This is a genomic window from Evansella cellulosilytica DSM 2522, from assembly GCF_000177235.2.
In the GTDB taxonomy this organism is placed as follows: domain Bacteria; phylum Bacillota; class Bacilli; order Bacillales; family Salisediminibacteriaceae; genus Evansella; species Evansella cellulosilytica.
In genome coordinates this window covers 3197588-3220356 of record NC_014829.1, presented here as the reverse complement: position 1 = coordinate 3220356, position 22769 = coordinate 3197588, and the positions used below count along the sequence as shown (strand labels likewise).

Annotated in this window: 31 protein-coding genes and 1 other annotated feature; of the genes, 27 read left to right on the top strand and 4 right to left on the bottom strand. The window is 36.0% G+C overall.

From position 1 onward, the window contains the following. The first annotated feature begins 9 nt into the window (after positions 1–9). The 21 genes from mreC (at position 10) to BCELL_RS14900 (ending at position 17802) form a co-directional block, all read left to right on the top strand. Positions 10–954: a rod shape-determining protein MreC gene (gene mreC / locus BCELL_RS14995; protein WP_013489616.1), complete on the top strand. Its 945-nt coding sequence runs from the start codon at positions 10–12 to the stop codon at positions 952–954. Continuing rightward, on the top strand, positions 951–1478 hold the full coding sequence (gene mreD / locus BCELL_RS14990) for a rod shape-determining protein MreD (protein ID WP_013489615.1): 528 nt from the start codon (positions 951–953) through the stop codon (positions 1476–1478). The genes mreC and mreD overlap by 4 nt, the downstream gene beginning before the upstream one ends. Positions 1479–1518: 40 nt before the next feature. Beyond that, on the top strand, positions 1519–2208 hold the full coding sequence (gene minC, locus BCELL_RS14985; protein ID WP_013489614.1) for a septum site-determining protein MinC: 690 nt from the start codon (positions 1519–1521) through the stop codon (positions 2206–2208). 132 nt (positions 2209–2340) lie between these two features. Then, positions 2341–3138, top strand: coding sequence for a septum site-determining protein MinD (gene minD, locus BCELL_RS14980; protein WP_013489613.1), 798 nt, complete (start codon positions 2341–2343; stop codon positions 3136–3138). Positions 3139–3421: 283 nt separating this feature from the next. Next, a complete protein-coding gene (locus BCELL_RS14975) occupies positions 3422–3919 on the top strand; it encodes a DoxX family protein (protein ID WP_013489612.1) in 498 nt (165 codons plus the stop codon). A 296-nt stretch (positions 3920–4215) separates the two neighbouring features. After that, positions 4216–5067, top strand: coding sequence for a M23 family metallopeptidase (locus BCELL_RS14970; protein WP_013489611.1), 852 nt, complete (start codon positions 4216–4218; stop codon positions 5065–5067). Further along, positions 5060–5893 (top strand): M50 family metallopeptidase, encoded by an 834-nt coding sequence (locus BCELL_RS14965; RefSeq protein WP_013489610.1) that lies wholly within the window; start codon positions 5060–5062, stop codon positions 5891–5893. The genes BCELL_RS14970 and BCELL_RS14965 overlap by 8 nt, the downstream gene beginning before the upstream one ends. 364 nt (positions 5894–6257) lie before the next feature. Continuing rightward, complete coding sequence (locus BCELL_RS14960) at positions 6258–7745, top strand: Rne/Rng family ribonuclease (protein ID WP_013489609.1); 1488 nt, start codon at positions 6258–6260, stop codon at positions 7743–7745. Positions 7746–8030: 285 nt separating this feature from the next. Beyond that, positions 8031–8106 (top strand) — a sequence feature (ribosomal protein L21 leader region). A 13-nt stretch (positions 8107–8119) separates the two neighbouring features. Continuing rightward, complete coding sequence (gene rplU, locus BCELL_RS14955; RefSeq protein WP_013489608.1) at positions 8120–8428, top strand: 50S ribosomal protein L21; 309 nt, start codon at positions 8120–8122, stop codon at positions 8426–8428. A 9-nt stretch (positions 8429–8437) separates the two neighbouring features. Further along, positions 8438–8770 (top strand): ribosomal-processing cysteine protease Prp, encoded by a 333-nt coding sequence (locus BCELL_RS14950; RefSeq protein ID WP_013489607.1) that lies wholly within the window; start codon positions 8438–8440, stop codon positions 8768–8770. A 13-nt stretch (positions 8771–8783) separates the two neighbouring features. Further along, entirely contained in the window at positions 8784–9077 is a 294-nt protein-coding gene (gene rpmA, locus BCELL_RS14945; RefSeq protein ID WP_013489606.1) for a 50S ribosomal protein L27, read from the top strand. 354 nt (positions 9078–9431) lie between these two features. Further along, complete coding sequence (locus tag BCELL_RS14940) at positions 9432–10451, top strand: PstS family phosphate ABC transporter substrate-binding protein (RefSeq protein ID WP_013489605.1); 1020 nt, start codon at positions 9432–9434, stop codon at positions 10449–10451. 110 nt (positions 10452–10561) lie between these two features. Continuing rightward, positions 10562–11497 carry a phosphate ABC transporter permease subunit PstC gene (gene pstC / locus BCELL_RS14935; protein WP_013489604.1) on the top strand — a complete coding sequence of 312 codons (936 nt, stop codon included), beginning with the start codon at positions 10562–10564 and terminating at the stop codon, positions 11495–11497. Between the two features lies 1 nt (position 11498). Then, a complete protein-coding gene (gene pstA / locus BCELL_RS14930) occupies positions 11499–12422 on the top strand; it encodes a phosphate ABC transporter permease PstA (protein WP_013489603.1) in 924 nt (307 codons plus the stop codon). A gap of 131 nt (positions 12423–12553) precedes the next feature. Beyond that, positions 12554–13372 (top strand): phosphate ABC transporter ATP-binding protein PstB, encoded by an 819-nt coding sequence (gene pstB / locus BCELL_RS14925; RefSeq protein ID WP_013489602.1) that lies wholly within the window; start codon positions 12554–12556, stop codon positions 13370–13372. Positions 13373–13388: 16 nt separating this feature from the next. After that, entirely contained in the window at positions 13389–14048 is a 660-nt protein-coding gene (gene phoU / locus BCELL_RS14920) for a phosphate signaling complex protein PhoU (protein ID WP_013489601.1), read from the top strand. A 29-nt stretch (positions 14049–14077) separates the two neighbouring features. Continuing rightward, positions 14078–14833: a response regulator transcription factor gene (locus tag BCELL_RS14915; RefSeq protein WP_013489600.1), complete on the top strand. Its 756-nt coding sequence runs from the start codon at positions 14078–14080 to the stop codon at positions 14831–14833. 377 nt (positions 14834–15210) lie between these two features. Then, positions 15211–15573, top strand: coding sequence for a YisL family protein (locus tag BCELL_RS14910; RefSeq protein ID WP_013489599.1), 363 nt, complete (start codon positions 15211–15213; stop codon positions 15571–15573). Between the two features lie 504 nt (positions 15574–16077). Further along, entirely contained in the window at positions 16078–16227 is a 150-nt protein-coding gene (locus BCELL_RS22230; protein WP_013489598.1) for a YrzI family small protein, read from the top strand. Positions 16228–16594: 367 nt separating this feature from the next. After that, positions 16595–17035, top strand: coding sequence for an alpha-crystallin domain-containing protein (locus BCELL_RS14905; protein ID WP_013489597.1), 441 nt, complete (start codon positions 16595–16597; stop codon positions 17033–17035). 335 nt (positions 17036–17370) lie between these two features. Further along, positions 17371–17802 (top strand): hypothetical protein, encoded by a 432-nt coding sequence (locus BCELL_RS14900; protein WP_013489596.1) that lies wholly within the window; start codon positions 17371–17373, stop codon positions 17800–17802. Positions 17803–18195: 393 nt separating this feature from the next. Here BCELL_RS14900 and BCELL_RS14895 read toward each other — a convergent pair whose 3' ends face one another. After that, complete coding sequence (locus BCELL_RS14895; protein WP_013489595.1) at positions 18196–18531, bottom strand: hypothetical protein; 336 nt, start codon at positions 18529–18531, stop codon at positions 18196–18198. Between the two features lie 225 nt (positions 18532–18756). Between BCELL_RS14895 and BCELL_RS22225 the strand changes: the two genes are divergently transcribed. The 6 genes from BCELL_RS22225 (at position 18757) to BCELL_RS23225 (ending at position 20159) form a co-directional block, all read left to right on the top strand. Beyond that, positions 18757–18879: a YjcZ family sporulation protein gene (locus BCELL_RS22225; RefSeq protein WP_013489594.1), complete on the top strand. Its 123-nt coding sequence runs from the start codon at positions 18757–18759 to the stop codon at positions 18877–18879. A 92-nt stretch (positions 18880–18971) separates the two neighbouring features. Next, positions 18972–19112: a YjcZ family sporulation protein gene (locus BCELL_RS22220; protein ID WP_013489593.1), complete on the top strand. Its 141-nt coding sequence runs from the start codon at positions 18972–18974 to the stop codon at positions 19110–19112. 100 nt (positions 19113–19212) lie between these two features. Beyond that, positions 19213–19332 carry a YjcZ family sporulation protein gene (locus tag BCELL_RS22215; RefSeq protein ID WP_013489592.1) on the top strand — a complete coding sequence of 40 codons (120 nt, stop codon included), beginning with the start codon at positions 19213–19215 and terminating at the stop codon, positions 19330–19332. A 56-nt stretch (positions 19333–19388) separates the two neighbouring features. Further along, positions 19389–19586 (top strand): YjcZ family sporulation protein, encoded by a 198-nt coding sequence (locus tag BCELL_RS14890; protein WP_013489591.1) that lies wholly within the window; start codon positions 19389–19391, stop codon positions 19584–19586. Between the two features lie 192 nt (positions 19587–19778). Further along, entirely contained in the window at positions 19779–19898 is a 120-nt protein-coding gene (locus BCELL_RS22210) for a YjcZ family sporulation protein (RefSeq protein WP_013489590.1), read from the top strand. A gap of 63 nt (positions 19899–19961) precedes the next feature. Beyond that, on the top strand, positions 19962–20159 hold the full coding sequence (locus BCELL_RS23225) for a YjcZ family sporulation protein (protein WP_013489589.1): 198 nt from the start codon (positions 19962–19964) through the stop codon (positions 20157–20159). Positions 20160–20395: 236 nt separating this feature from the next. Here the strand turns inward: BCELL_RS23225 and phnE (BCELL_RS14880) are convergent, their stop codons facing one another. The 3 genes from phnE (BCELL_RS14880) to phnC are packed head-to-tail and all read right to left on the bottom strand — an operon-like array spanning position 20396 to position 22759. Next, a complete protein-coding gene (gene phnE / locus BCELL_RS14880; protein WP_013489588.1) occupies positions 20396–21196 on the bottom strand; it encodes a phosphonate ABC transporter, permease protein PhnE in 801 nt (266 codons plus the stop codon). Further along, positions 21196–21990, bottom strand: coding sequence for a phosphonate ABC transporter, permease protein PhnE (gene phnE, locus BCELL_RS14875; protein WP_013489587.1), 795 nt, complete (start codon positions 21988–21990; stop codon positions 21196–21198). The genes phnE (BCELL_RS14880) and phnE (BCELL_RS14875) overlap by 1 nt, the downstream gene beginning before the upstream one ends. After that, positions 21983–22759 carry a phosphonate ABC transporter ATP-binding protein gene (gene phnC, locus BCELL_RS14870; RefSeq protein ID WP_013489586.1) on the bottom strand — a complete coding sequence of 259 codons (777 nt, stop codon included), beginning with the start codon at positions 22757–22759 and terminating at the stop codon, positions 21983–21985. The genes phnE (BCELL_RS14875) and phnC overlap by 8 nt, the downstream gene beginning before the upstream one ends. Positions 22760–22769 lie beyond the last annotated feature (10 nt).

The following is a 22769-nucleotide window of genomic DNA, read 5'->3' as shown; positions in this document are numbered from 1 at the left end:
GTCGCCATTATGCAGTCATTTTTTTCAAATAAGCGACTTATCGTCTTACTTGTATGTATTATCATTCTAGTTGCACTTATAGGATACTCTATGAGTGAACGTCGCTCATCATCATGGCCAGAGCAGTTCATTTCTGACAGCGTTGGTTGGGTTCAATCTGCCTTTTCAAAGCCCGCTCATTTTGTAGCGGGTTTCTTTGAGAACGTGAATGATATGCGTAATATATATGAGGAAAATCAAATATTAAAGTCTCACCTAGATGAATATGCATCACTTCAAGTGGAACTCAATGATTTAAGAAGGCAAAACGAAGAACTGAAGTCATCTTTAGATTTACAAGAAGGTGATTTGTACAGTTATTCTGTTAGAAATGCGATGGTTATTCATCGAACACCAGATCGCTGGAATGATTTTATCGGGATTAACAAAGGGACACAACACGGTATTGAAAAAGATATGGCTGTAATGACTTCTCAAGGTCTAATCGGTAAAGTGAATCAAGTTTCCCAATTTACAGCTACTATTCAGCTATTAAGTGATCCTGATAGGTCTAACCGTATTTCAGTAACGGTTGACAGCGAGGAGCAATCAATAAATGGGTTTATTGAAGGTATAGATGTAGAGACTGGATATTTACAATTTACAATGATTGATATTGGTGCAGAGCTAGAGGAAGGTCAATTTGTTGTGACTTCTGGTTTAGGTGGCGTATTCCCAGAAGGGCTACCTATCGGAGAGATCGTCTCGTTTGAGACAGACGAATTTGCGTTAACGCAAACCGCTTTTGTAAAACCAAGTGCATCATTCCAACGATTAGATTATGTTATGATAATTGAACGTGGAGCCCCATCTTTAGATATTACGATTGATCCGGATTATGATGGCGTGCTACCTGAAGAAGATGAGGAAGACGAGGATGATGAGGAAGAGGATAATGAAGGAGAAGAGTCATGATCCGATACTTGTTATTCATCATCCTCTTCGTTCTCTTTTTAATTGAAGGTACGGTTTTTCAAATATTTGCTCCGGATCAATATGGCGTATCTTATCTCTTTATTCCGAGATGGGTTTTTCTAGTTATTATTTTTACTGGTATATATAGAGGCAGAGGTGCTGGAACATTGTATGCTGTTATTTTTGGTGTACTCTATGATGTCATCTACTCTTCTGTACTAGGTATTTATACATTTTCGATGGGGTTAATCGCTTATTTATTTTCAATATCCATCCCATTTTTTCAAAGAAACTTAACAGTGGCAATATTGACGAGCTTAGCAGCTATTACATTATTAGATTACTTTATCTATGGTATGATGCTAATAATAGGGTTAGCGTCCATCAGCCATGAGGAATTTTTAACGGGAAGATTTATTCCAAGTTTTTTAATGAACGCCTTGGTTATTATCATACTAGCGTATCCATTAAGAAAACTGTTTTATTTTATAAAACGTAGAAGTGAAGAAAACGATAAATTATAGTATGAAAGTGTAAAGAATAGATTTGAGGTGAGGAAAAAGCATGACGTCAAAGCAGGTGAAAAAACAGAATGTACTTATCAAAGGCACAAAAGATGGACTTACCTTTTTCCTCAATGACCAATGTACATTTGATTCTCTAATAAAAGAGCTCCAAGATAAGCTTTCTGAACGTCCACAATATATCGATAACGATGGCGCATTTGTTCGAGTAAAATTAGTAAGTGGAAAAAGATATTTAGAGAAAGAGCATATAGATGTATTAAGTAAAACGTTATCGGAGTACATACACGGTGTAATAGACTCTATAGAATGTGATGTTGTAACGAAAGAAGAAGCAGAATCGATGAAAGCATCTGAAGAAATTACACGTCTCGTAAAAGTGGTCAGATCAGGACAAGTAATTGATGTACCCGGCGACTTATTATTAATAGGTGATGTTAATCCTGGAGGAACTGTTCGAGCTAAAGGGAATATTTACATTCTTGGGAAGTTGCTCGGTATAGCGCACGCAGGGATGGCTGGAAATAAAGATGCGATTATTTGTGCATCCGCACTTACACCATCTCAATTACGTATTGCTGATGTCATAAGAAGACCACCAGAGGATGAAAATGATAAGGGTCAGTTAATGGAATGTGCTTACGTAGACGAATCTGGTGAAATGGTATTAGACCGTCTTCAAAGATTGTCTACAATTCGTCCTAATATATCTTCTATCTTAAACAATTAAAATGAACGAACCAACCGCAATCATGGTAAAATAATTTATGTGACTTCATACCTAGATAAAAAAAAGGAAGCTGACATAAATTAAGAAGTCTATGCTGTTTATAGATTCGTATTGTAGAAAGGGGAGAATGACGTGGGAGAAGCAATCGTTGTAACTTCAGGAAAAGGCGGGGTTGGAAAAACAACAACAACTGCAAACCTAGGAACTGCACTCGCATTAATGGGTAAAAAGGTAAGTTTAGTTGATACTGATATTGGCTTACGTAACTTAGATGTCGTTATGGGGTTGGAAAATAGAATTATTTATGACCTTGTAGATGTTGTTGAAGGTAGATGTCGTTTGCCGCAAGCATTAGTAACTGATAAGCGATTTGACTGCTTAACGCTTCTACCAGCTGCCCAAACGAAAGATAAGTCTGCAGTAGAGCCGCATCAAATGAAAAAGTTAATCGGGGAATTAAAGAAAGACTATGATTATGTTTTAATAGATTGCCCAGCCGGAATTGAGCAAGGCTTCCAAAATGCGGTAGCAGGAGCTGATAAAGCAATTGTTGTTACTACACCAGAAGTGTCGTCTGTTCGAGATGCAGATCGAATTATCGGCTTATTAGAAAAAGAAGATATCGAACCACCGAAACTAGTATTAAACAGAATTAGACCACATATGAGTAAAAGCGGAGACTCTTTAGATATTGAAGAAGTAGTAACAATTTTATCAATCGAATTACTTGGTATCGTCGTAGATGAAGATAATGTTATACGTGCTTCTAATAACGGGGAGCCCATTGCAATGGATCCAAAATTTAAGGCTGCAATAGCTTATCGTAATATTGCTCGACGTATTTGTGGGGAAACAGTTCCTTTAATCTCGTTGGAAAACGATAAAGGTATGTTTAAAAAGATGAAGAAGTTTTTAGGTATAAGAAGTTAATACAGGAAGAGAAATCCGTGCGTCCTAAGGTGATTACCTGAGGGCGTTTTTTTATATCCCTCTTTATTGTGAGGTTTGTCACAATTATGTCACCACTTTGAAACAAAACGGCCACATTTTGTGATAAACTTCACATACTTTGTGATATATAATGTAATTAAAGATAGTTAGTAACCACTCACTATAACCTACTAACTCATTTAATATCTATAATTATTATTCAAATAGAGAGTAGTTACTAAAATCTAACAGACAAACAATAAAACTATTGGGGGAATGTAACATGTTTATGAATTTCTTAAGAAACAACAAAATCGCAGCGGGTATTTTAACAGTATTACGAATTTACTTAGGATGGTCTTGGTTAACAGCAGGTTGGGGAAAAGTGACAGGTGGATTTGATGCAAGTGGTTATTTACACGGCGTAGTAGCAAACGAAACAGTAGCTGCAACGTATCCAACGTATCACGCATTTATAGAGAACTTTGCCTTACCGTATGCAGGCACATTTAGCTTTATGGTCGCTTGGGGAGAGCTACTTGTAGGATTAGGACTAATCATCGGTGTGTTAACGACGGCAGCTGCTTTCTTTGGTATCATGATGAATTTTGCGTTTATGTTTGCAGGAACAATTTCAACAAATCCTTGGATGACATTGATCACAATCTTTATTTTAGCTGCTGGTTACAACGCAGGTAAATTCGGAGGAGACCGTTGGGTAATTCCTTACATTCGTGAAGTGTTATTTAAAAATAAATTAACTGGTAAATTAACTGCTTAAAACAACATAAAAGTGGTTGTACCATAACCTAATTAAAAGCATTGGTAATGGCAACATTCGTATACACTATTAAAAGAAAGACTTAAAACTAGCTTGATAGTTTTAAGTCTTTTTATTTTTATAAACCTAGTTTTAGTAGCTTTTAGATTGATTGCGTTGCTCATCAGGATTACTAAAACGGCTCACTTAATTAGGAGAAACAACTTCATCTTAATTAAAGTATCAATTTAGAAATCATTTAATTAGTAAATCTGAATGGACAAACAATGCATATCATTAAAGGACAAGTCATACATATGAACAAAGAAACTAAAGCAGGTGATGGGATGATGAATAAACGCGTTGAGCTGTTAAGAAAAAAAATGGAAGAAAAAAGAAAAAAAAGAAAACCGGCATCTAACCGTTTCGTTGTGCGGGAAAAGGATCAACGTGCACAGTTACCATTAACTATGAAACATGATGAAGAAAGAGAGGAACATTTTTATACATACGGTGACAATAAACAAGCTTCACAATATGATGGGCAATCCTTTTTCAAAAAAGATCGCTTTATCATGCAAGTGTTAGCTAGTATTTGTTTGTTCTTTACTATTGGAATCATATCACAAACGCAGTCACCATCAATGGAAGGTGTACGTGAGTATGTAAATAATTCCTTTCAAAATGACTTCCAATTTAGTGCAGTAGCCGAATGGTATGAGGATGCATTCGGTCGCCCGCTAGCCTTGATTCCAAATGATATGCATGTTGGAGCCCCAGGCGATTTTAATAATGATGAGGAAATATATGCAATGCCCGCTACTGGTACAGTGCAGGAGTCGTTTCAACAAAATGGGAGAGGAATATACGTCGAAACGAGTGCAGATGCAACAGTTGAGGCTGTTAGAAGTGGGCAAGTACGTATCATTGGTGAAGATGAAGCTGGAGAATGGGGAAAAGTAGTAGTTATTAGACACAATGATGGTACGGAGTCATGGTATGGCAACCTAGAGAATATTAGTGTTCAACTATATGAAACTGTTGAAAGAGGGGAATTAATTGGAGGTGTTACTCCACATGAAGAAAAGGAGGCTACTGGTGTCTATTACTTTGCTTTTAGGGATGGAGATACCTTTATCGACCCAAGCGAAGTGATATCTTTTGATTAGTTTAATAAAAAAAATTCATATACATCCAGTATTTTGGGGAATTCTCGGTATTGGTGGTTTAACAGGAATGTTCAAAGAGATCGTTATGTTATTTTTGATTGTTCTTGTACACGAACTTGGTCATAGCTATATGGCATACCGCTTTAATTGGAGGATAAAGAAAATAATGCTTCTTCCTTTCGGAGGAATGGCAGAAACTGAAGAATACGGGAATAGGCCAGTTCGCGAAGAATTGCTCGTCACTATTAGTGGGCCTATTCAGCATCTTTGGTTAATCGGTGGCAGTTATTTATTACTCCATACACCAATTTGGACAGAGGCGGACCATCAAATTTTTCTCTTTCATAATTTAACAATTTTATTCTTTAATTTGCTACCAATCTTACCGTTAGATGGTGGAAAGCTTGTTTTTGCTGGAATATCATACTTTAACTCCTTTCATAGAGCACAACAATGGAGCTACATTTCCTCCATCATCATTTTATCTATACTATCTTTTTGCTCGCTAAGTTTTCTTCCGTTTCACTTAAACTTAATTGTTGTTTTAGTCTTTTTATGGATTCATCACTATCTTGAATGGAAGCAGCGACACTTTATGTTTTTAAGGTTTTTACTAGAAAGAAAGCGAGTGATTCCTAGAGGTTATAGTGAATGGGTTAAAGTTTCCCCCTCCATCACGGTTGCTGAGGCGATGAAACATGTAAACAGACAAAAATACCATTACTTTACTTTTGGGAAGAAAGATACTTTTATAGAAGAGGAAAAGGTGTTAGAAGCATTTTTTGATCTTGAAAAACGCTTTTTACCGCTTGGTAAATTAATATAAAATCTTTAACTGGTGAACGATTTCCGTGGACACGACTTTAGTTATTTCACGCAAAGACCAGTGTCTGCGAACCTTCATCAAGCATTCTTCGCGTATACATCAAATTTCAGGAGTTTTCTACGAACGGTTGACTAATAAGGAGTATTTCCGAGGCCATTGAAAAAGTGGAAGAACACCACTTTTTTCAGTGTCCTTTTTTCCTCCTTACATAGCCAACCTTCTTTTACGTATACCAGTTGTTTAAGTCGAAAATTTCACTTTTTTTAAAGTACTAATGAGTAGACAGCGCCATTACTACTTGTCATATATAGTGTTTTATTTATATAATGATCGAAATAGGTCCAATTAGAATGGGGTATTTAAATTGCGAAAAGTAATACTGAATTTAACAACGTCCCAAAAACGCGGTGCTGTGTTAGAAGATAATAAAGTGGTGGAATGGCTTTTTGAACAAGAAGATGAACATAGTAGGACGAGCAATGTGTTTATTGGTAGAGTGGAGGATATTGTTCCTGGGATGGAAGCAGCTTTTGTTAATATTGGGGCGGATAAAAATGGGTTCCTGTATCGGAATGAACTCATTGCTTATGATACATTGAAAGACGATAAAGAACCTGATGTAAAGCAACCAACTATTGCTTCGATGTTAAAAGAAGGACAATCAATTATTGTACAAGTGACGAAAGAAGCTGTCGGAGCGAAGGGTGTACGATTAACTGAAAAGATTTCATTACCAGGGAAATATATTGTGTATTTACCTTATGGAAACTATGTGGCTGTTTCAAAAAAAATGAATGAAGAGAACCGTAAAGGCTGGCGAGAAAAAGCACGTGAATGGATAGAAGACCGAGAGGGAATCATTATTAGAACGAATGCTGAAGATGCTTCGCATGAGGAAATTTATCATGAGTTTACGCTTTTAAGGCATCAACATCAACAAATGCTACAACAAGCAGAAAAAGTAAACGTTCCAAACGTATTACTCAATCAATCGTCACTCATTAGTAGAGTCCAAAGAGACTATCTTACAAATAAAAATTCAGAAATTGTTGTTGATCACTTTGAATCCTATGAACAGCTATTGAATAGTTCATTAGAAGGCTGTAACATACATCTTTATCAAGAAAAAGAAGATATTTTTTCTTATTATGACATAGAGAAGCACTTAGAAAAGGCATTGCATGAAAAAGTCTGGTTAAAAAGTGGGGGCTTTTTAATCATTGAAAAGACCGAGGCGTTAACGGTTATTGATGTGAATACTGGGAAATTTACTGGTAAGCATAATTTAAGAGATACTGTTGTCAAAACGAATATTGAGGCAGCCTATGCTGTAGCACAACAATTACGATTAAGAAATATTGGTGGGATCATCTTAATTGATTTTATTGATATGAAGGTTGAGTCAGATCAGAAGAGCGTTTTAAAAGCTTTAAAGGAAGCAACAAAAAATGATCGAACATTAACAAATGTTGCTGGATTTACAAACTTTGGTTTAGTGGAAATGACAAGGAAAAAAGCGAGGAAGCCACTTCATGATATTATGATGGAATCATGCTCAGTTTGTAAAGGTACTGGACAAGTCCTATCACTTAAAAGTAAAATAGCCCACTTAGAAAGAGAAGTGTTCGCATTACGTTATATTGATCAAGATGCGATTCTTGTAGAGGTCGACAGTGCAGTATATGAATCGCTTCTTCAAAACAATAACGATTTACTTACATCAATGGAACAAGTAGTTAATAAAACGATATATTTAGTAAATGGAGAAAACGGCCACTTGCCAACTATTCGGCTTATTGGAGATTATGATGAAATAAAGGCTAGCTGGGAAAAGCGGATGAAAGAAGTCTGAAATAGCGCCTAGCGCTTTTAAAAAGAGAAATACAAAACGAGCTTTAGCAAGCTTGTTTTGTATTTCATAAGAGAATGTATCAGAATAGCGGTGGAAATGATGCCACGCGTAGTAGCGAGAAGAGCACTCACTACTACTTTAAAGACATGTGGCAACATATCTTCACCGCTTCTAAGAGAAACTAAAAACGAGCTTTAGTAAGCTCGTTTTTAGTTTCTCTTATATATTGACACTGTTCTCTTAAATATGGTATGATTTCCTTTGTTAGTTGTTTGGGATATCTCCAAGGAGCTACAACCGCGCAGATCAGGTTTTAAGCATGAACGTATGTGCACCTGTAATGGCGAGTCTGAGTATTGAAGGAGGTGCCGATAGTGTACGCAATTATTGAAACAGGTGGAAAACAAGTAAAAGTAACTGAAGGCCAAGAAGTTTACATCGAGAAGCTTGATGTAGCTGAAGGTGATGCAGTAACATTTGACCGTGTAATCCTTGTAGGTGGAGACGAGACGAAAGTTGGAGCTCCATACGTAGAAGGAGCGACAGTTTCTGCTAAAGTAGAAAAGCAAGGTCGTGCTAAAAAGATGATCGTGTATAAATACAAAGCAAAGAAAAACTACCGTCGTAAGCAAGGTCATCGTCAACCATACACAAAAGTTACAATTGAAAAAATTAACGCATAAGGTGTCCTTATGATACAAGTAGTGTTTGAAAGAAACGATAATAATTCCATTCATACATTTACAATGAGCGGACATGCTGAAGCCGCTGAACGCGGTAAAGATTTAGTTTGTGCTGGAGCCTCTGCGGTGTCATTTGGTGCCGTTAATGCGATAGCTGAAATTTGTGATGTTCGTTTAGATGTAGAGATGAAGGGTGAAGGCGGCTTTCTCCGCTGTCGTGTTCCTGAAAAACTTAAGTTAGACACTTATGAGAAAGTACAAATTTTGCTAGAAGGATTGTTCTACTCGTTAAAAACGTTAGAAGAGCAATACGGACAGTTTATACGGATAACGAATAACTGAGGAGGTGAAGACAATGTTCTTAAAATTGGACCTTCAATTTTTCGCAAGTAAAAAAGGGGTAGGTAGTACTAAGAACGGACGTGACTCTATCGCTAAGCGTTTAGGTACAAAGCGTGGAGACGGACAAGAAGTTACTGGTGGATCTATCCTAGTACGTCAACGTGGTACGAAAATCTACCCTGGTGTGAACGTTGGAAGAGGTGGAGATGACACTTTGTTTGCTAAAGTAGACGGTGTTGTTAAATTCGAGCGTGTTGGACGTGACAAGAAGCAAGTAAGCGTGTATCCAGTAGCGCAAGAAGCATAATATCAAATTTTTAAAACCTTAATGGGATTTCCCATTGAGGTTTTTTAAAATTTTGAGGTGGCTAAATTTCTTCACCTCTTCTATAAAAAGACGTAAAACTAGCTTTATAAAGCTAGTTTTACGTCTTTTTAATTTGAATTAGTGTGTAAGTTTTTTTGGCCAATAGAGAGCTAGTGAATTTCAATGAGTTCGTCTTAACAATAATACTGGAATAAATAAATGTGAAAATTTACAGAATGTTTACAAATGTTTACACTTCATTTATTTGTCCTTAATAATTGCCTATTATACTAGCAATTGTGGTAGAGAAATACTCTATCAAAATATGAAAGATATATAGGGAGGAAATTACGCGTGAAGAAATATTTATTATCTTTAACAATGGCAGCATTAACCGTTTTTGCAGTAGCTTGTGGTGCTGATGATGAAGGAAATCAAGCAGAGGCTGGAACTGGATCATCGTCGGAAGATGAAAAGACAGAGGAAACGGAAGAAACACCAGTAAATGATGAATTATCAGGTACAGTATCAATTGATGGTTCAGGAACGGTGTATCCATTAATGGCAAGAATTGCAGATGAATATATGACTTCCGTTGAAACAGGTGTAAGTGTTGAAGTAGGTCGCGGTGGTACAAGTGCAGGTATGCAAAAATATGTTGTAGGTGAAACTGACTTTTCAAATGCTTCACGTCCTATAAAAGAAGAAGAACTATCAGAATTAGATGCGAATGGTATTGAATCTAAAGAGCTGAAGGTTGCATTGGACGGTTTAACAATTGTTATTAACCCAGAAAATGATTGGGCAACAGAAATGACAGAAGAAGAAATTAGTACAATGTTTGTAACTGGTCAATACAAAGATGATGATGTTGTGCTTTGGTCGGATATACGTTCTGAGTGGCCTGAAGAAGAAATTAATTTTTACGGACCGAATGAAAACCACGGTACTTATGAGTTTTTCGTAGACGTTATTATAGAAAAGCAAGACTTAGTAGCAGGAATTAATTTACAGCAAGAATACTCAACTTTAGTTAGTCTAGTATCAGACGATGTTAATGGGATTGCTTTCTTTGGATATGGTTACTATGCAAATAATGACGATAAAATCACAGCAGTAAAAGTAGACTTTGGAAACGGACCAGTTGGACCTTCGATTGATACTATTGCTGAAGATGGTGACTATGCTCCATTTACTAGACCAGTATTCACAAACTTAAACTTGGATGCTGCGAAAGAAAAGCCGCAAGTAAAGGCGTTTGCTGAGTACATTTTTAGTACAGGGGTAGCGGCATTTGCTGGAGAAACTGGTTTTGCTCCACTACCAGAAGAGGAATTAGCAGAGTCACTAGAATTTATTCGAAATCTTAACTAATAACGCATAACGGAAAATGAGAAGTAATGAATACTTCTCATTTTCTTTAAAAGGAAATTATGAACAAATGTTAATATTTACGTCATTGCAGGTAGAAAGGAGCAGTTTTTATGCAAAAAACTGTTAGTACAAAAGAGCTGATAAGAAACAAAGATAAAATAAGTTTCATAAAAATGAAGTTTGAAAAAATAATTCCATTCTTTCTGTTCGCTTTGGCGTCAGTATCGATTCTTACTACATTAGGTATCCTATCAACGTTAATTTATGAAACGGTTTTATTTTTCCGTGAAGTATCAATTATTGAATTTTTCACAAACACGGAAATGAAACCTTTGAGTAGGGTTGATCCAACTTTTAGTATCTTACCGCTACTTACAGGTACAGTACTAATTTCGCTTGTGGCAATGCTAGTTGCTATACCTATTGGATTAACAACGGCCATTTATTTAAGTGAGTATGCATCAGCAAATACTAGAAAAATATTTAAACCAATCATTGAAGTACTAGCAGGTATACCGACAATTGTGTATGGTTTTTTCGCATTTACATTCGTGACACCAGTGCTTAGAGAGTTTATTCCTGCATTACAATCAACGAACGCACTTAGCCCAGGTATAGTGATGGGGATTATGATTATCCCTCTCGTAGCATCGTTATCAGAGGATGCAATGAGCGCTGTTCCGAAAGCAATGCGTGAAGGTGCTTTGGCACTCGGCGCAACTAAGCTAGAGGTAACATTCCGTGTAGTTATTCCTGCAGCTATTTCAGGAATTATCGCTTCTTTTGTATTAGGTATTTCTAGAGCAATAGGTGAAACGATGATTGTTACGATTGCGAGTGGAAGCTCCAAAAACTTTACATTTGATATTACACAATCGATGCAAACGATGACTGCTTATATAGTAGAAGTAACGAGTGGTGATGCAGGAGCTGGAACAACAGCGTATTATAGCTTGTATGCAGTCGCCTTTGCACTATTTTTCTTTACATTACTAATGAATATGTTTGCAAGGTATATCTCTCGCAAATATAGGGAGGCATATTAAAATGGCTGAGCTATCAGTACAATCAGAAGTGAATAAGCAAACAAAATATATCAACTTTGAAAAAGTAAGTAAAAGAATGTCTTTTAGAATATTTTTAAATAATGCAGTTAAGATATTATTTTTCCTTTCAACTATGTTTGGATTTGTTGTATTACTATTCTTACTTTACAGGATATTTGCAGATGGACTTGGTTGGATTAGTATAGATTTTCTAACTAATAAACTTTCAACGCTTCCTGAACGCGCAGGAATTTTTGGAGCGATCGTTGGTACAATTTGGCTAATGGTTATTGTAGGACCATTAACAATGTTATTAGGAATTGGTACAGCTATATATTTAGAGGAATATGCCAAAAAAGGTAAGGTGCATTCATTTATACAGACAAATATAACGAATTTAGCAGGAGTTCCATCGATTGTTTTTGGCCTTTTAGGGTTAACTATTTTTGTGAGAATGTTTGGCTTTGGTCCAAGTATTATCGCTGGTGGTATGACAATGTCATTGCTTGTGCTACCAATTGTAGTTGTTGCTGCACAAGAGGCTATTCGCTCTGTTCCACAACATTTAAGAGAGGCTTCCTATGGTATGGGGGCAACAAAGTGGCAAACGATAAAAAACATTGTTTTACCTGCCTCAATTGCTGGTATATTGACCGGTGTTATTTTAGCGCTATCAAGAGCAATTGGGGAAACGGCACCATTAGTAGCACTTGGTATTCCTGCTTTGATCATTCCGATACCTGGTGGAGTGATGGACAATTTCACAGTACTTCCGATGCAAATTTATTATTGGACGATAGATTCAGTGTTAGTTGATGAGTATGCGCAAATGGCTGCAGCTACGATAATTGTTTTACTCATTATTTTATTCTTAATGAATTCAATTGCAATAATAATAAGAAACAAGTTTCAAAACCGCTTTTAAAAAATTTGATTTGTAATAGATTACTGTTGATTTTACACGAAGGTTTAAGAATCTAACGCTAAGCGAGCGGTCTCAAACGAAAATTAATAACAAAGTTTAACATAGGCTAAACATTATGGGAGGAATCTGATATGTCTTCTTTATCTATTTCTACAGAGGTGTTAGAAAGAAAGCAACCGAAGGAACAAGAAACAAAAAATATTGTATATAATACAAAAAATCTAAACCTCTGGTATGGTACTAACCATGCCTTGAAAGATATTAACTTACCAATGTATGAAAATGAAGTAACGGCTATTATTGGACCATCTGGGTGTGGTAAATCAACATATATTAAAACGTTAAACAGAATGGTTGAATTAGTTTCAGGTGTAAAAATATCGGGAGAAATATTATATAGAAATAAAAATATATTTAACAAGACTTTTCGTGTTGAAGAATTGCGTACAACGGTTGGAATGGTTTTTCAAAAGCCTAATCCTTTCCCTAAATCAATTTTTGATAATGTTGCATATGGACCAAGAATACATGGTATAAGAGATAAAAAGATATTGAGGGAAATAGTAGAAAGAAGTTTAAAGGGGGCTGCTATTTGGGAGGAAGTTAAAGACCGACTTCACGAAAATGCATATGGTTTATCAGGAGGTCAACAGCAACGTCTTTGTATAGCAAGATGTTTAGCTATTGAACCTGATGTCATCCTTATGGATGAGCCAACTTCTGCACTAGATCCTAAATCGACATTAAAGGTTGAAGAATTGATACAGGAGTTAAAGAAGGATTACTCTATTATTATTGTGACACATAATATGCAGCAGGCGGCAAGGATATCTGATAAGACTGCTTTTTTCTTAAATGGAGAAGTAATTGAATTTGATGATACAGACCTTATTTTTTCAAACCCCAATGATAAGAGGACGGAAGATTACATTACTGGCCGTTTTGGTTAATGGAGGAGAATATAAGATGGCAATTCGAGGGCAATTTGAATTAGAGTTGGAGGATTTGAAGAAGGAGATTAATCTATTAGCATCTATGGTAGAACAGTCTTTTCGGGAAATGATGGAAGCTTTTGAACAGAAACAATATGCCAAAATGGATGACATCATTCTACACGATAAACAAATCAATGATGCAGAACTAGCTATTAATGAAAAAGCTACGCTAATGATTGCAAGACAACAACCAGTAGCTTCAGATTTAAGAAAAATCATTGTAAGCTTAAAGGTCTCTAGTGATTTAGAAAGAATGGGAGATTTAACTGTTGATATGGCTAAAGCAGCAAAGAGGTTTGTACTCAAAGATGAACTTGCACATTTTAAAAAAGATTTGTTAGAACTTGCTGTAAGGGCAAAAGAAATGGTAGATGAAGTGATTACTGCTTATAATGACTTAAATGTATTAGCTGCGCAGAAAATTGCCACTATGGATGATGAAGTAGATCGTTCTTATGCAAAATTTGTTCAATCACTATTTGATGTTGTAGCGATTGAGACAGGTGTAACGGAGCAAATAACACAAATGGCCTTCATATCAAGATATATTGAACGAATTGCAGATTATTGTACAAATATTGCGGAATGGATCATCTATGAAGTTAATGGTAAGAGGTTCGATTTAAATTAGATAGCTTCTCTTATGATGGAGGTGTGCTAATGGAGCAATCGGTATTAATAGTAGCAGCTTTTACAGAAGAACGAACGACTTTACAAAAATTCTTTCATGATAACGGTTTTAAGACGTGGGCTGTAGAGAAAATGGAAGAAGCTTTAAAGCTTACAACAACCTTTTCTCCTGATGTCATCATCGTTGATATTGATTCAAAAAACATCGGTCTTGATTTTTGTCGCACTGTAAGAAATGTATATAGTGATTGGACCCCAATCGTTCTACTTTCTTCAAGAAATGAAGAATTGGATGCAGTATTAGGATTAGAGCTTGGGGCAGATGATTATGTATTCAAGCCACTAAGGTATAAAGAATTACACGCTCGTGTTAAATCAATACTAAGAAGAGGAAGCTATTGCTGTGACTATAAAAATTCTCAAAATAACGGGGATAATAACAAATTCATTAATGGAAATTTAATGCTAGATGCTAACCACTTTATGGTATATAACAAAGGTGAACCAGTTGACTTGACGAGAAAAGAGTATGAGCTTTTATACTATTTGTTTTTAAATAAAGGAAAAGTGTTAACAAGAATGGAATTGATGAAGGAGCTATCGGGAGAATCTGACGAGCTAGATGAACGTATTATTGATGTGTTTATTAGTAGGATTAGAACGAAAATTGAACCTTCGAGAAAAAATCCAATATATTTAAAAACAGTAAGAAACTTAGGCTACATGATGAAGGATATAAGAAAATCCTCTATAAGTATTGAGAAAGAAAAAGTCACAAGGGTGTAAAACCTTGTGACTTTTATATATTGATGCTGTTAATAAGGTGTTTCTTACAGAATCCGAGAATCATTAAAAAATGTGAAACTATGTTAACGTGCATATAAAAGTGGTATGAATTACCTCTCTTTATGGCCAATATAGAGGAAGGGATAGCATCAATACGTCTTAGTTACGTTTGAAATTAAAATCTAGTATAATAAGGACAAGTGAAGATATATGTTTTGTTAAACGCTAGTGTTGATTTAACTGCCAATGATGATGTTTTTTGTGGAAGGTGCGATGGTTATGATATGCCGCTCTGATGCAATACATTTGGTCTACTTTTGAAATTATAAGTCAACAGCAAATGTATAACAGGACGATACATAAAGGAGGAGACATTTTTGGGCGCTTATATATTACACTCACATGCCTTATTTTGGTTTGTTGGGATCGTTGTTTTCTTTTTAACAGTGATTTTTATAAACAATGGTAAGGCAAAAGCAAGTAAAATACTTCAAATGGTTTTACGTTTAATGTATGTACTACTACTAGTTACTGGAATTTGGCTAATTGTCTTAAATGGTTTCTACTGGTCAGCAGTAGTAAAAGGTTTATTGGCTATTTGGTTAATATTCGTGATGGAATTCATTAGCAATAGAATGGCAAAAGGGAGTTTATCTGGCAAAGGTAAAGCAATCTTTTGGATTCAGTTTATTGTAGCTTTTGTTTTAGTATTGTATTTTGGTTATGTTGTAACAGGATAATAAGAGGGTGTGCCATAAGCTATATAAAGTCCTAGCAATGGCTACACTCGTCGTGTGCCCGCTATAAGAAACTCACTTATAGCGGGCTTTTAAGTGTGCGCGAAGACTTCTCGTAAAGTTGGAAGAAAAAATTGAGAATAGATTTGTTTTATCCTATCTGTCCTCGACGAGTATTGTCATCCATTTCTTTTAAAAAAGTTCTTTACTTCCTATTCAACTAGAGGTAAAATATGGTTGTAAGAAATCAAAATAATGGTAAAGGAGGCAGCAAAACATGATTAACGTATATTTTGTAACTACAAAGCAACTAAATAATAATCTAGCCTCCAGTATTCAGTTGAATTAGTTTTCTACTTTATTATAACGATATTACTGTGCAGGTTAGAGATGATGACCTGTGCTTTTTTGTGTCTTTATTCAGTAGGGATCCGTATGCCTATCGATAACACAGGTCTAACATGACCTGTGTTTTTTTATGTTCTTAACTAAAGGAGGTGATAAGATATGATGTTTCATTTATTTTTCTTAACTGTAACAATTTCAAAGCGGAAGTATACTGCAGATGAAATTAAAAGTGTGCAATTACAAAATCAATTAGAAAAGGAAATAATGCACAAGCGCGCGCAGCATATGAGTGTTGGTCGAATGATGTAAGGTAGAAATAAAAACTAAAAGGAGGAGATTAATATGATTATCATTCCAATTTTTCACTTAGTTCGATTGCCAGAAGGGAAAGGTTTTGTTTAGCTACCTACTAAAAAGAAAGGGAAAAGATAAAAATTAATATTAATGTAATAAAATGAGTAACAACATATGTAAATTAATACGAAAAATATAAACAAACAAGGCTGCTATGGGATTTATGGCAGCCTTCTTGTTTTTATTTTTAATATTCATATAAGAAAATACCCAAAAACTAAACGAACGTCTAAACAAAATGACTCCTCCTCACATAAGATGTTTATGTCAAACGTGATGAAAACCTATATTCATATTCTTAAAAAGTAAGGAGAGAGTTATAATGGTAAACAGACCAACAAACCAACCGTTTGGAAACTTATTCAACTTTCCGTTTTTTGATGCACCTCAGCGTCAACAGTTTAATCTAAATCTTCACGTTCAAGATACACCTAAGGAACTCATTATTCAAGGAACTTTAGAAGGCTTTAATAAAGAAAATGTACAGTTGGAACTTGTTAGGAATGGTGTTCTCGTTTCAGCACAGCAACCTGTAACTGAACAAACAGTTACAGACCAGGAAACAGAAAATGAAGATGAAGCTGCTACAACTGAGAGCACTACAGAAGATACTACATTAGTACGACAAAGAGCTGAACAATTTGTCCCTGTTTATTTTCCTTTTACAGAAGAAGATGTAACAGCAGTATTTAGTGATGAAAATGTTCTTAAAATCGTCATTGCGAAAAATGATGCAAATAGAAAGTTTATTACAATCGACTAATAAACATATTGCTTTTGAAAGGGGTCAAGGGAGTGTTCTATTGGAAAAATTCCATAGGACACTTTTTTTAAAGAAAAACTAAAACTAAAACCGTCTTCACCAGGCTCGGTTTTAGTTTTTCTTAAGATATGTGTGAGCTGAAATACTTTCAACGATTGTAATATAACTCTCACTAACGTGAAAAAGACAGTGACGATTTTTTGACCGAAAAAAATAAGTATCGTATTATTTTTATACAGTGATCATTTTTTATTGCAGTTGCCCTTCCACTTCATGATTTATTACATAAAGTAATAGTAAATACACTATGATGTGATTAAAAAGGGGGGAAACACATGCACCAAGGGAGACAAGAGAGCCATACAAGACATCGAGACCCATTTTCACAAATGATGTTTGGACCACCAAGACCACCGATGCAGCAAGCGCAACAATATCAACAGCAGTATCATCCACAGCAACAGCAGGTCCAACATATTCAGCAACCACAACAGCAAACACAACACACTCAGTATCCTCATCCTCAACAACAGCCATTCCAAAACCAACCTCAATTCCCTCAACATATGGGAACACCAATGGGGCATCAAGGAGCTGGTAAGAAGATAAATTCAAAGAAAATGATGTCCTACATTACTAAAGAGGATGGAACGTTAGATTATGCGAAGATAGGAAATGGATTTCAACAAGTATATGGAATAGCTGGGCAAGTTACACCAATGATAAAAAAAATAACACCATTTATTACGAAATTTATAGCAAAATAAAATAAAAATGATGGGATTCTGTTTACAAGGTAAACGGAATCCCATTTTTTGTTTGGAAAAGGAGCGTAGAAGAAGCAAAGTAAAATCCTGCGAGAAATAGAAAGCTCGTATGAAAATTAGTGTTTAAAGTCCATTGAGAGTGTGTCTACTTGTGTGAAGGGAGAAGAACCAAAGAATAAAAGCCGTTCATCAAAAGGAACCATGTCTAAACGGAGAATAAGCAACATTTAACGTATACTTAGAAAGGATTCGCTACCATTGTCTGTTGAGCATAAACAACATGCAGAAGTTTAATCAATTTGTTTCGGCAAGAAATACTTTTCAATATAAAAATCGTTCTAAGGAGAGGGTCCCCCTCTTCCTATAGAACGATTTACTTTATATATTAAGATTTTACCAGAAGAAAGCTGTGCCTAGTGCAAAGCCTCCTATTCCAGCAAGTGCTACTGGGAAAAAATAAGGATTTCTGCCGAATCCACCACCGTAGCCTTGACCAGGACCTGGTGCTCCATATTGACTAGGACCAGTAGCATAACTATAAGGACCATATTGTCCTTGTGGACCATGGCCATAATAACCATAGCCAAAACCTTGATGACGATTCATTCTTTCCATCCATACATATTGTTGGTCTACATCGACTATTTTTCCAACATGAACATTACCACTTTTTTCTTTAATTTGAACGACTTGACCTCGATGTTGACAGCAAAGGTCATAGTAACTCATATATTTCCCCTCCCTTCATGGGAATCTTTTAACATTGTATTAAGAAAAATTGAAATTGATTGTACAGGTGCTTAGCTTTTAAAATATTTATCCGTTTCATAAAAAACAAATTTTTTTTTAAGAACTCAGCAGGTGTCTATACAAAGTTTCAAGTTCAACATAGGTTAGTATTGTAAAGCGAAGAGAAATTCGCAAGGATATTTCTCAAGAGGAGGGAAGTTCATAATGAGTGCACCAGCAGCAGGTCACGGCTACGGCAGAGCTTTCGCGTTTATTATCGTAGTGTTCATCTTACTTGTTATTATTGGCGCTGCGGTTGTTAGACCAGGAGGATATGGTTACTACTAAAATCCTCTCATTATATAGCTAATAATAAAGTACCATGAAAATTATGATTGAACTACAAATGGGTATTACAATTGATTAAGGAGGAATTTCCCATGCATTATGGAGTAGAACCAGGATATTATGGATGTGCACCAGCAGCACCAGCAACTGGTGGAGGATTTGCAGCAGGATTTGCGTTAATCTTAGTATTATTTATCCTGCTAGTTATTATCGGTGCAGCTTGGGCTTACTAAGCTAGTCAATAAAAAAGGTTGTTTGGGATTAACTTCCCTTGCAGCCTTTTTAAATCCAATGTATATCTTCTCTAATTATTCCTTAAAGGAGTGATTGTTAATGAGTCATACAACAGCAGGAGGATACGCAGGTGGATTTGCGTTCATTCTTGTAGTGTTTATTTTACTAGTTATCATTGGAGCAGCAATTGTTAGACCGGGTGGTTATGGATATTATTAATATCCAAGAAAACCCTTTCGATATAAAACAAAAGTATTAGAAGGAGGAATTTACTCATGAGTCACTATCACGGATATGATCCAGCAGTAGCAGGTTATGGTTATGGATACGGAGCACCAGTAGGTTGTGGATATGCACCAGTAGCACCTGTCACAACAGCAGCACCAGCAACAGGCGGGTTTGCAACAGGATTTGCGTTAGTGCTAGTACTATTCATCCTATTAGTTATCATTGGAGCAGCTTGGGCTTACTAAAGTAGAAAATAGGGTGCACAAAGTGAATCTCTCCCTTTGTGGCCCTTATTCTTTCATGTAAATGATTTTAAGTATTAGAAAGCGCCTAAATTTAGAATAGATGGTTTATCGTCTATACAATTTACACTTAACATCATAGGTTATTAGTGCGAAGAATATTTCGCAGACTTTTTCCGAAGGAGTGATTATTAAATGAGTCATAAAACAGGAGGATACGCAGGCGGATTCGCGTTTATTCTTGTAGTGTTTATTTTATTAGTGATTATCGGAGCAGCAGTTGTTAGACCAGGTGGGTATGGATACGGCTACTAATAATCACTAATAAAAAAAGTAAAGGTAAGATTAATTTTAAAATATTTAGAGGAGGAATTTTTCATGAGTCACTATCAAGGATATGGTTATGGAGCACCAGCAGCTGGATATGCTGATCCAGCAGCAGCGTACGGATGTGCACCATATGCTGCAGCACCTGTAGCAGCACCAGCTCACGGAGGAGGATTTGCAACAGGATTTGCGTTAATCCTAGTATTGTTCATCCTATTAGTAATTATTGGAGCAGCTTGGGCTGCGTAAATAGTAAAAGTGAGAAAGAGCGATGGTATATTCCCATCGCTCTTTTTTTAAGCAAGAGAGGCTAAAACTAGGCGGTTGAATTTTTCCGCCGTGCGTACTAGCGAGAAGAGCAAATAACACTGAAAAAGATCAATATATACTTTTCCATCGCTCAAAAGAGATACGGCGAAATTCCAACTCATTAAAAAAACGTCAACAACAGCTTCTTGAAGCTGTTGTTAACGTTCTTCTTATGATTAAACAATTCGCTTTCTAATTGCGGCACTTAAGTAATCAATAACAGTTACAACCACGATGATAACTAAAAGAATCATTCCTACTTCATCCCAGTTTCGGTTTTGAGTAGCGATTGTGACTAACGTACCAATACCCCCAGCACCAATGATACCGAGTATTGTAGAAGCACGTACGTCAATTTCAAAACGATATATTGCATAAGATAAAAATTCAGGAATGATCTGTGGAATTATTCCATAGTACAATACTTGAATTTTATTTGCTCCGTTTGCTTCCAAAGCTTCTACAACATTCATATCGATTGACTCGATAACTTCACTGTAGAGTTTACCGAGCATTCCAATTGAACCAATTGCAATAGCGAGTACCCCAGCGAAAGGGCGAGGTCCAATTGCTGCAACGAACATGAGGGCTAGTACAAGTTCTGGAAAGGCACGAATGGCATCTAGTGCCCCTTTTGATAATGTATTTAATACTTTACTTTTCGTCACATTACTAGCAGCAAAGAAACCAAATGGAATTGCTAAAATAGCGGCAAGCAATGTTCCTGTATAGGCCATTTGAAGTGTCTCCCACATAAGCCCCATGACTTTTCCAAATGCAGACCAATCAGGAGAAAAAAGCTGTGGTATTACACGAGTAAAATTATCAATCGTTCTTTCACTAAATACCCGTTCCCAACGAATTTCAATAGTTAGAAAGGTCCATAAGTAAAGGGCGATCAGTGCAATGGCAATAAGAATATTTCTAATCACCTTAGATTTGGAACGTTTTTTCTTTGGTGGCATTGTTAATTCCATTAGACTAATCTCTCCCTTATCTTATTACTAATATAATCAATGACTACAACAGCGATAAATATAATGATAATAATTGTCATTACTCGTGGATAGTTAAAGAAACTCACTTGTTGTTGTAGTAATAGACCGATACCACCTGCACCAACAAAACCGAGTACTACTGATGCACGAACATTTACTTCAAAAACGTATAGACTAAATGAAACGAATTGCGGTAACACTTGGGGCAATACAGCATACCAAATGACTTGTATTGTATTCCCTCCTGATGCTCTAATGGCATCTAGTGGATTCATATCTATAGACTCAATCGTTTCATACATTAGTTTTGCTAATAGCCCTAGTGAGAAAATAAATAGTGCCATAATACCTGGGAATACACCTACACCAAAAATACCAACGAAAATAACAGCTAATAAAATATCAGGTATTGTACGAAGAATGTTCATAACAAAACGAACAGGCATATGTACCCAAGCGTTAGGATATAAATTTGCTGCTGATAGCAGGAATATTGGTATACTAACTATTGCTGCCATCGTAGTAGCAATAATCGCCATTTGTATCGTCTCAGCTAACTTTTCCCAAACTTGAGGAATGTAAGAAAAATTTGGTGGGAATAGATCAGTTGCAATACGTACAAAGCCACCCCAACCATTTATAAGGTCAATTATAGATGAGTTCGTTGCCCAAGACGTATACATATATATCCCTACAATAGCGACTAATATAATCGTCGTTCTTGTCTTTGCTTTTGATGAAGTTAGGCCTCTTACTTCTGTTTGACTACTCATCGTCTTGACCCCCTACAAGGTCATCCTCTCGAATTTTTCTTCCGTAAATTTCTTCGAATGTACTTTCGCTCACTTCACTAGCAGGCCCGTCAAATACAACTTCACCAGCACGCATTCCGATAATGCGGTCGGCATATTCCATTGCCATATCAATAAAGTGTAAATTAACAACAGTAGTAATGTTGTCTTCTTTATTGATTTTTCTCAAGTATGTCATTACTTGGTGTGAAGTAGGTGGGTCTAAGCTGGCTACAGGCTCGTCCGCTAATACAACCTTAGGCTGTTGCGTTAAAACACGAGCGATTGCTACACGCTGCTGTTGACCACCACTGAGTTGGTCGGCACGTTGGTAAACTTTTTCAGCTATGTTTACACGTTCTAAACTCTGATAGGCGAGGGAAAGCTCTTCCTTTGAAAAAATACCAAGCAAGCTTTTTAATGTACCTGTGTATCCAAGTCTTCCAGAAATAACATTTTTCATTACTGTTGAACGTTTTACTAAATTATAATTTTGAAAGATCATTCCTACTTCAGTACGAAGTTTTCTTAAGTTTCTCGAGTTGTATGCTAAGATATTTTCATCATCAATGAACAGTTCCCCGTCTGTAGGAGTTACTAGACGGTTCATACTTCGAATAAGTGTAGATTTACCAGCTCCAGAGAGTCCAACGACTACAACAAATTCTCCATCGTTTATTTTTAAGTTTATGTTTTTTAGCCCTTGTGTGCCGTTCGGATAGACGAGTGAGACATTTTTAAATTCGATCATTTTTTACTAA

Coding starts and splice junctions, on each gene's coding strand:
- mreC (WP_013489616.1), top strand. CDS start 10: ATGCAGTCATTTTTTTCAAATAAGCGACTTATCGTCTTACTTGTATGT.
- mreD (WP_013489615.1), top strand. CDS start 951: ATGATCCGATACTTGTTATTCATCATCCTCTTCGTTCTCTTTTTAATT.
- minC (WP_013489614.1), top strand. CDS start 1,519: ATGACGTCAAAGCAGGTGAAAAAACAGAATGTACTTATCAAAGGCACA.
- BCELL_RS14975 (WP_013489612.1), top strand. CDS start 3,422: ATGTTTATGAATTTCTTAAGAAACAACAAAATCGCAGCGGGTATTTTA.
- BCELL_RS14970 (WP_013489611.1), top strand. CDS start 4,216: ATGAACAAAGAAACTAAAGCAGGTGATGGGATGATGAATAAACGCGTT.
- BCELL_RS14950 (WP_013489607.1), top strand. CDS start 8,438: ATGATACAAGTAGTGTTTGAAAGAAACGATAATAATTCCATTCATACA.
- rpmA (WP_013489606.1), top strand. CDS start 8,784: ATGTTCTTAAAATTGGACCTTCAATTTTTCGCAAGTAAAAAAGGGGTA.
- pstC (WP_013489604.1), top strand. CDS start 10,562: ATGCAAAAAACTGTTAGTACAAAAGAGCTGATAAGAAACAAAGATAAA.
- pstA (WP_013489603.1), top strand. CDS start 11,499: ATGGCTGAGCTATCAGTACAATCAGAAGTGAATAAGCAAACAAAATAT.
- pstB (WP_013489602.1), top strand. CDS start 12,554: ATGTCTTCTTTATCTATTTCTACAGAGGTGTTAGAAAGAAAGCAACCG.
- phoU (WP_013489601.1), top strand. CDS start 13,389: ATGGCAATTCGAGGGCAATTTGAATTAGAGTTGGAGGATTTGAAGAAG.
- BCELL_RS14915 (WP_013489600.1), top strand. CDS start 14,078: ATGGAGCAATCGGTATTAATAGTAGCAGCTTTTACAGAAGAACGAACG.
- BCELL_RS22230 (WP_013489598.1), top strand. CDS start 16,078: ATGATGTTTCATTTATTTTTCTTAACTGTAACAATTTCAAAGCGGAAG.
- BCELL_RS14905 (WP_013489597.1), top strand. CDS start 16,595: ATGGTAAACAGACCAACAAACCAACCGTTTGGAAACTTATTCAACTTT.
- BCELL_RS14900 (WP_013489596.1), top strand. CDS start 17,371: ATGCACCAAGGGAGACAAGAGAGCCATACAAGACATCGAGACCCATTT.
- BCELL_RS14895 (WP_013489595.1), bottom strand. CDS start 18,531: ATGAGTTACTATGACCTTTGCTGTCAACATCGAGGTCAAGTCGTTCAA.
- BCELL_RS22225 (WP_013489594.1), top strand. CDS start 18,757: ATGAGTGCACCAGCAGCAGGTCACGGCTACGGCAGAGCTTTCGCGTTT.
- BCELL_RS22220 (WP_013489593.1), top strand. CDS start 18,972: ATGCATTATGGAGTAGAACCAGGATATTATGGATGTGCACCAGCAGCA.
- BCELL_RS22215 (WP_013489592.1), top strand. CDS start 19,213: ATGAGTCATACAACAGCAGGAGGATACGCAGGTGGATTTGCGTTCATT.
- BCELL_RS14890 (WP_013489591.1), top strand. CDS start 19,389: ATGAGTCACTATCACGGATATGATCCAGCAGTAGCAGGTTATGGTTAT.
- BCELL_RS22210 (WP_013489590.1), top strand. CDS start 19,779: ATGAGTCATAAAACAGGAGGATACGCAGGCGGATTCGCGTTTATTCTT.
- BCELL_RS23225 (WP_013489589.1), top strand. CDS start 19,962: ATGAGTCACTATCAAGGATATGGTTATGGAGCACCAGCAGCTGGATAT.
- phnE (WP_013489588.1), bottom strand. CDS start 21,196: ATGGAATTAACAATGCCACCAAAGAAAAAACGTTCCAAATCTAAGGTG.
- phnE (WP_013489587.1), bottom strand. CDS start 21,990: ATGAGTAGTCAAACAGAAGTAAGAGGCCTAACTTCATCAAAAGCAAAG.
- phnC (WP_013489586.1), bottom strand. CDS start 22,759: ATGATCGAATTTAAAAATGTCTCACTCGTCTATCCGAACGGCACACAA.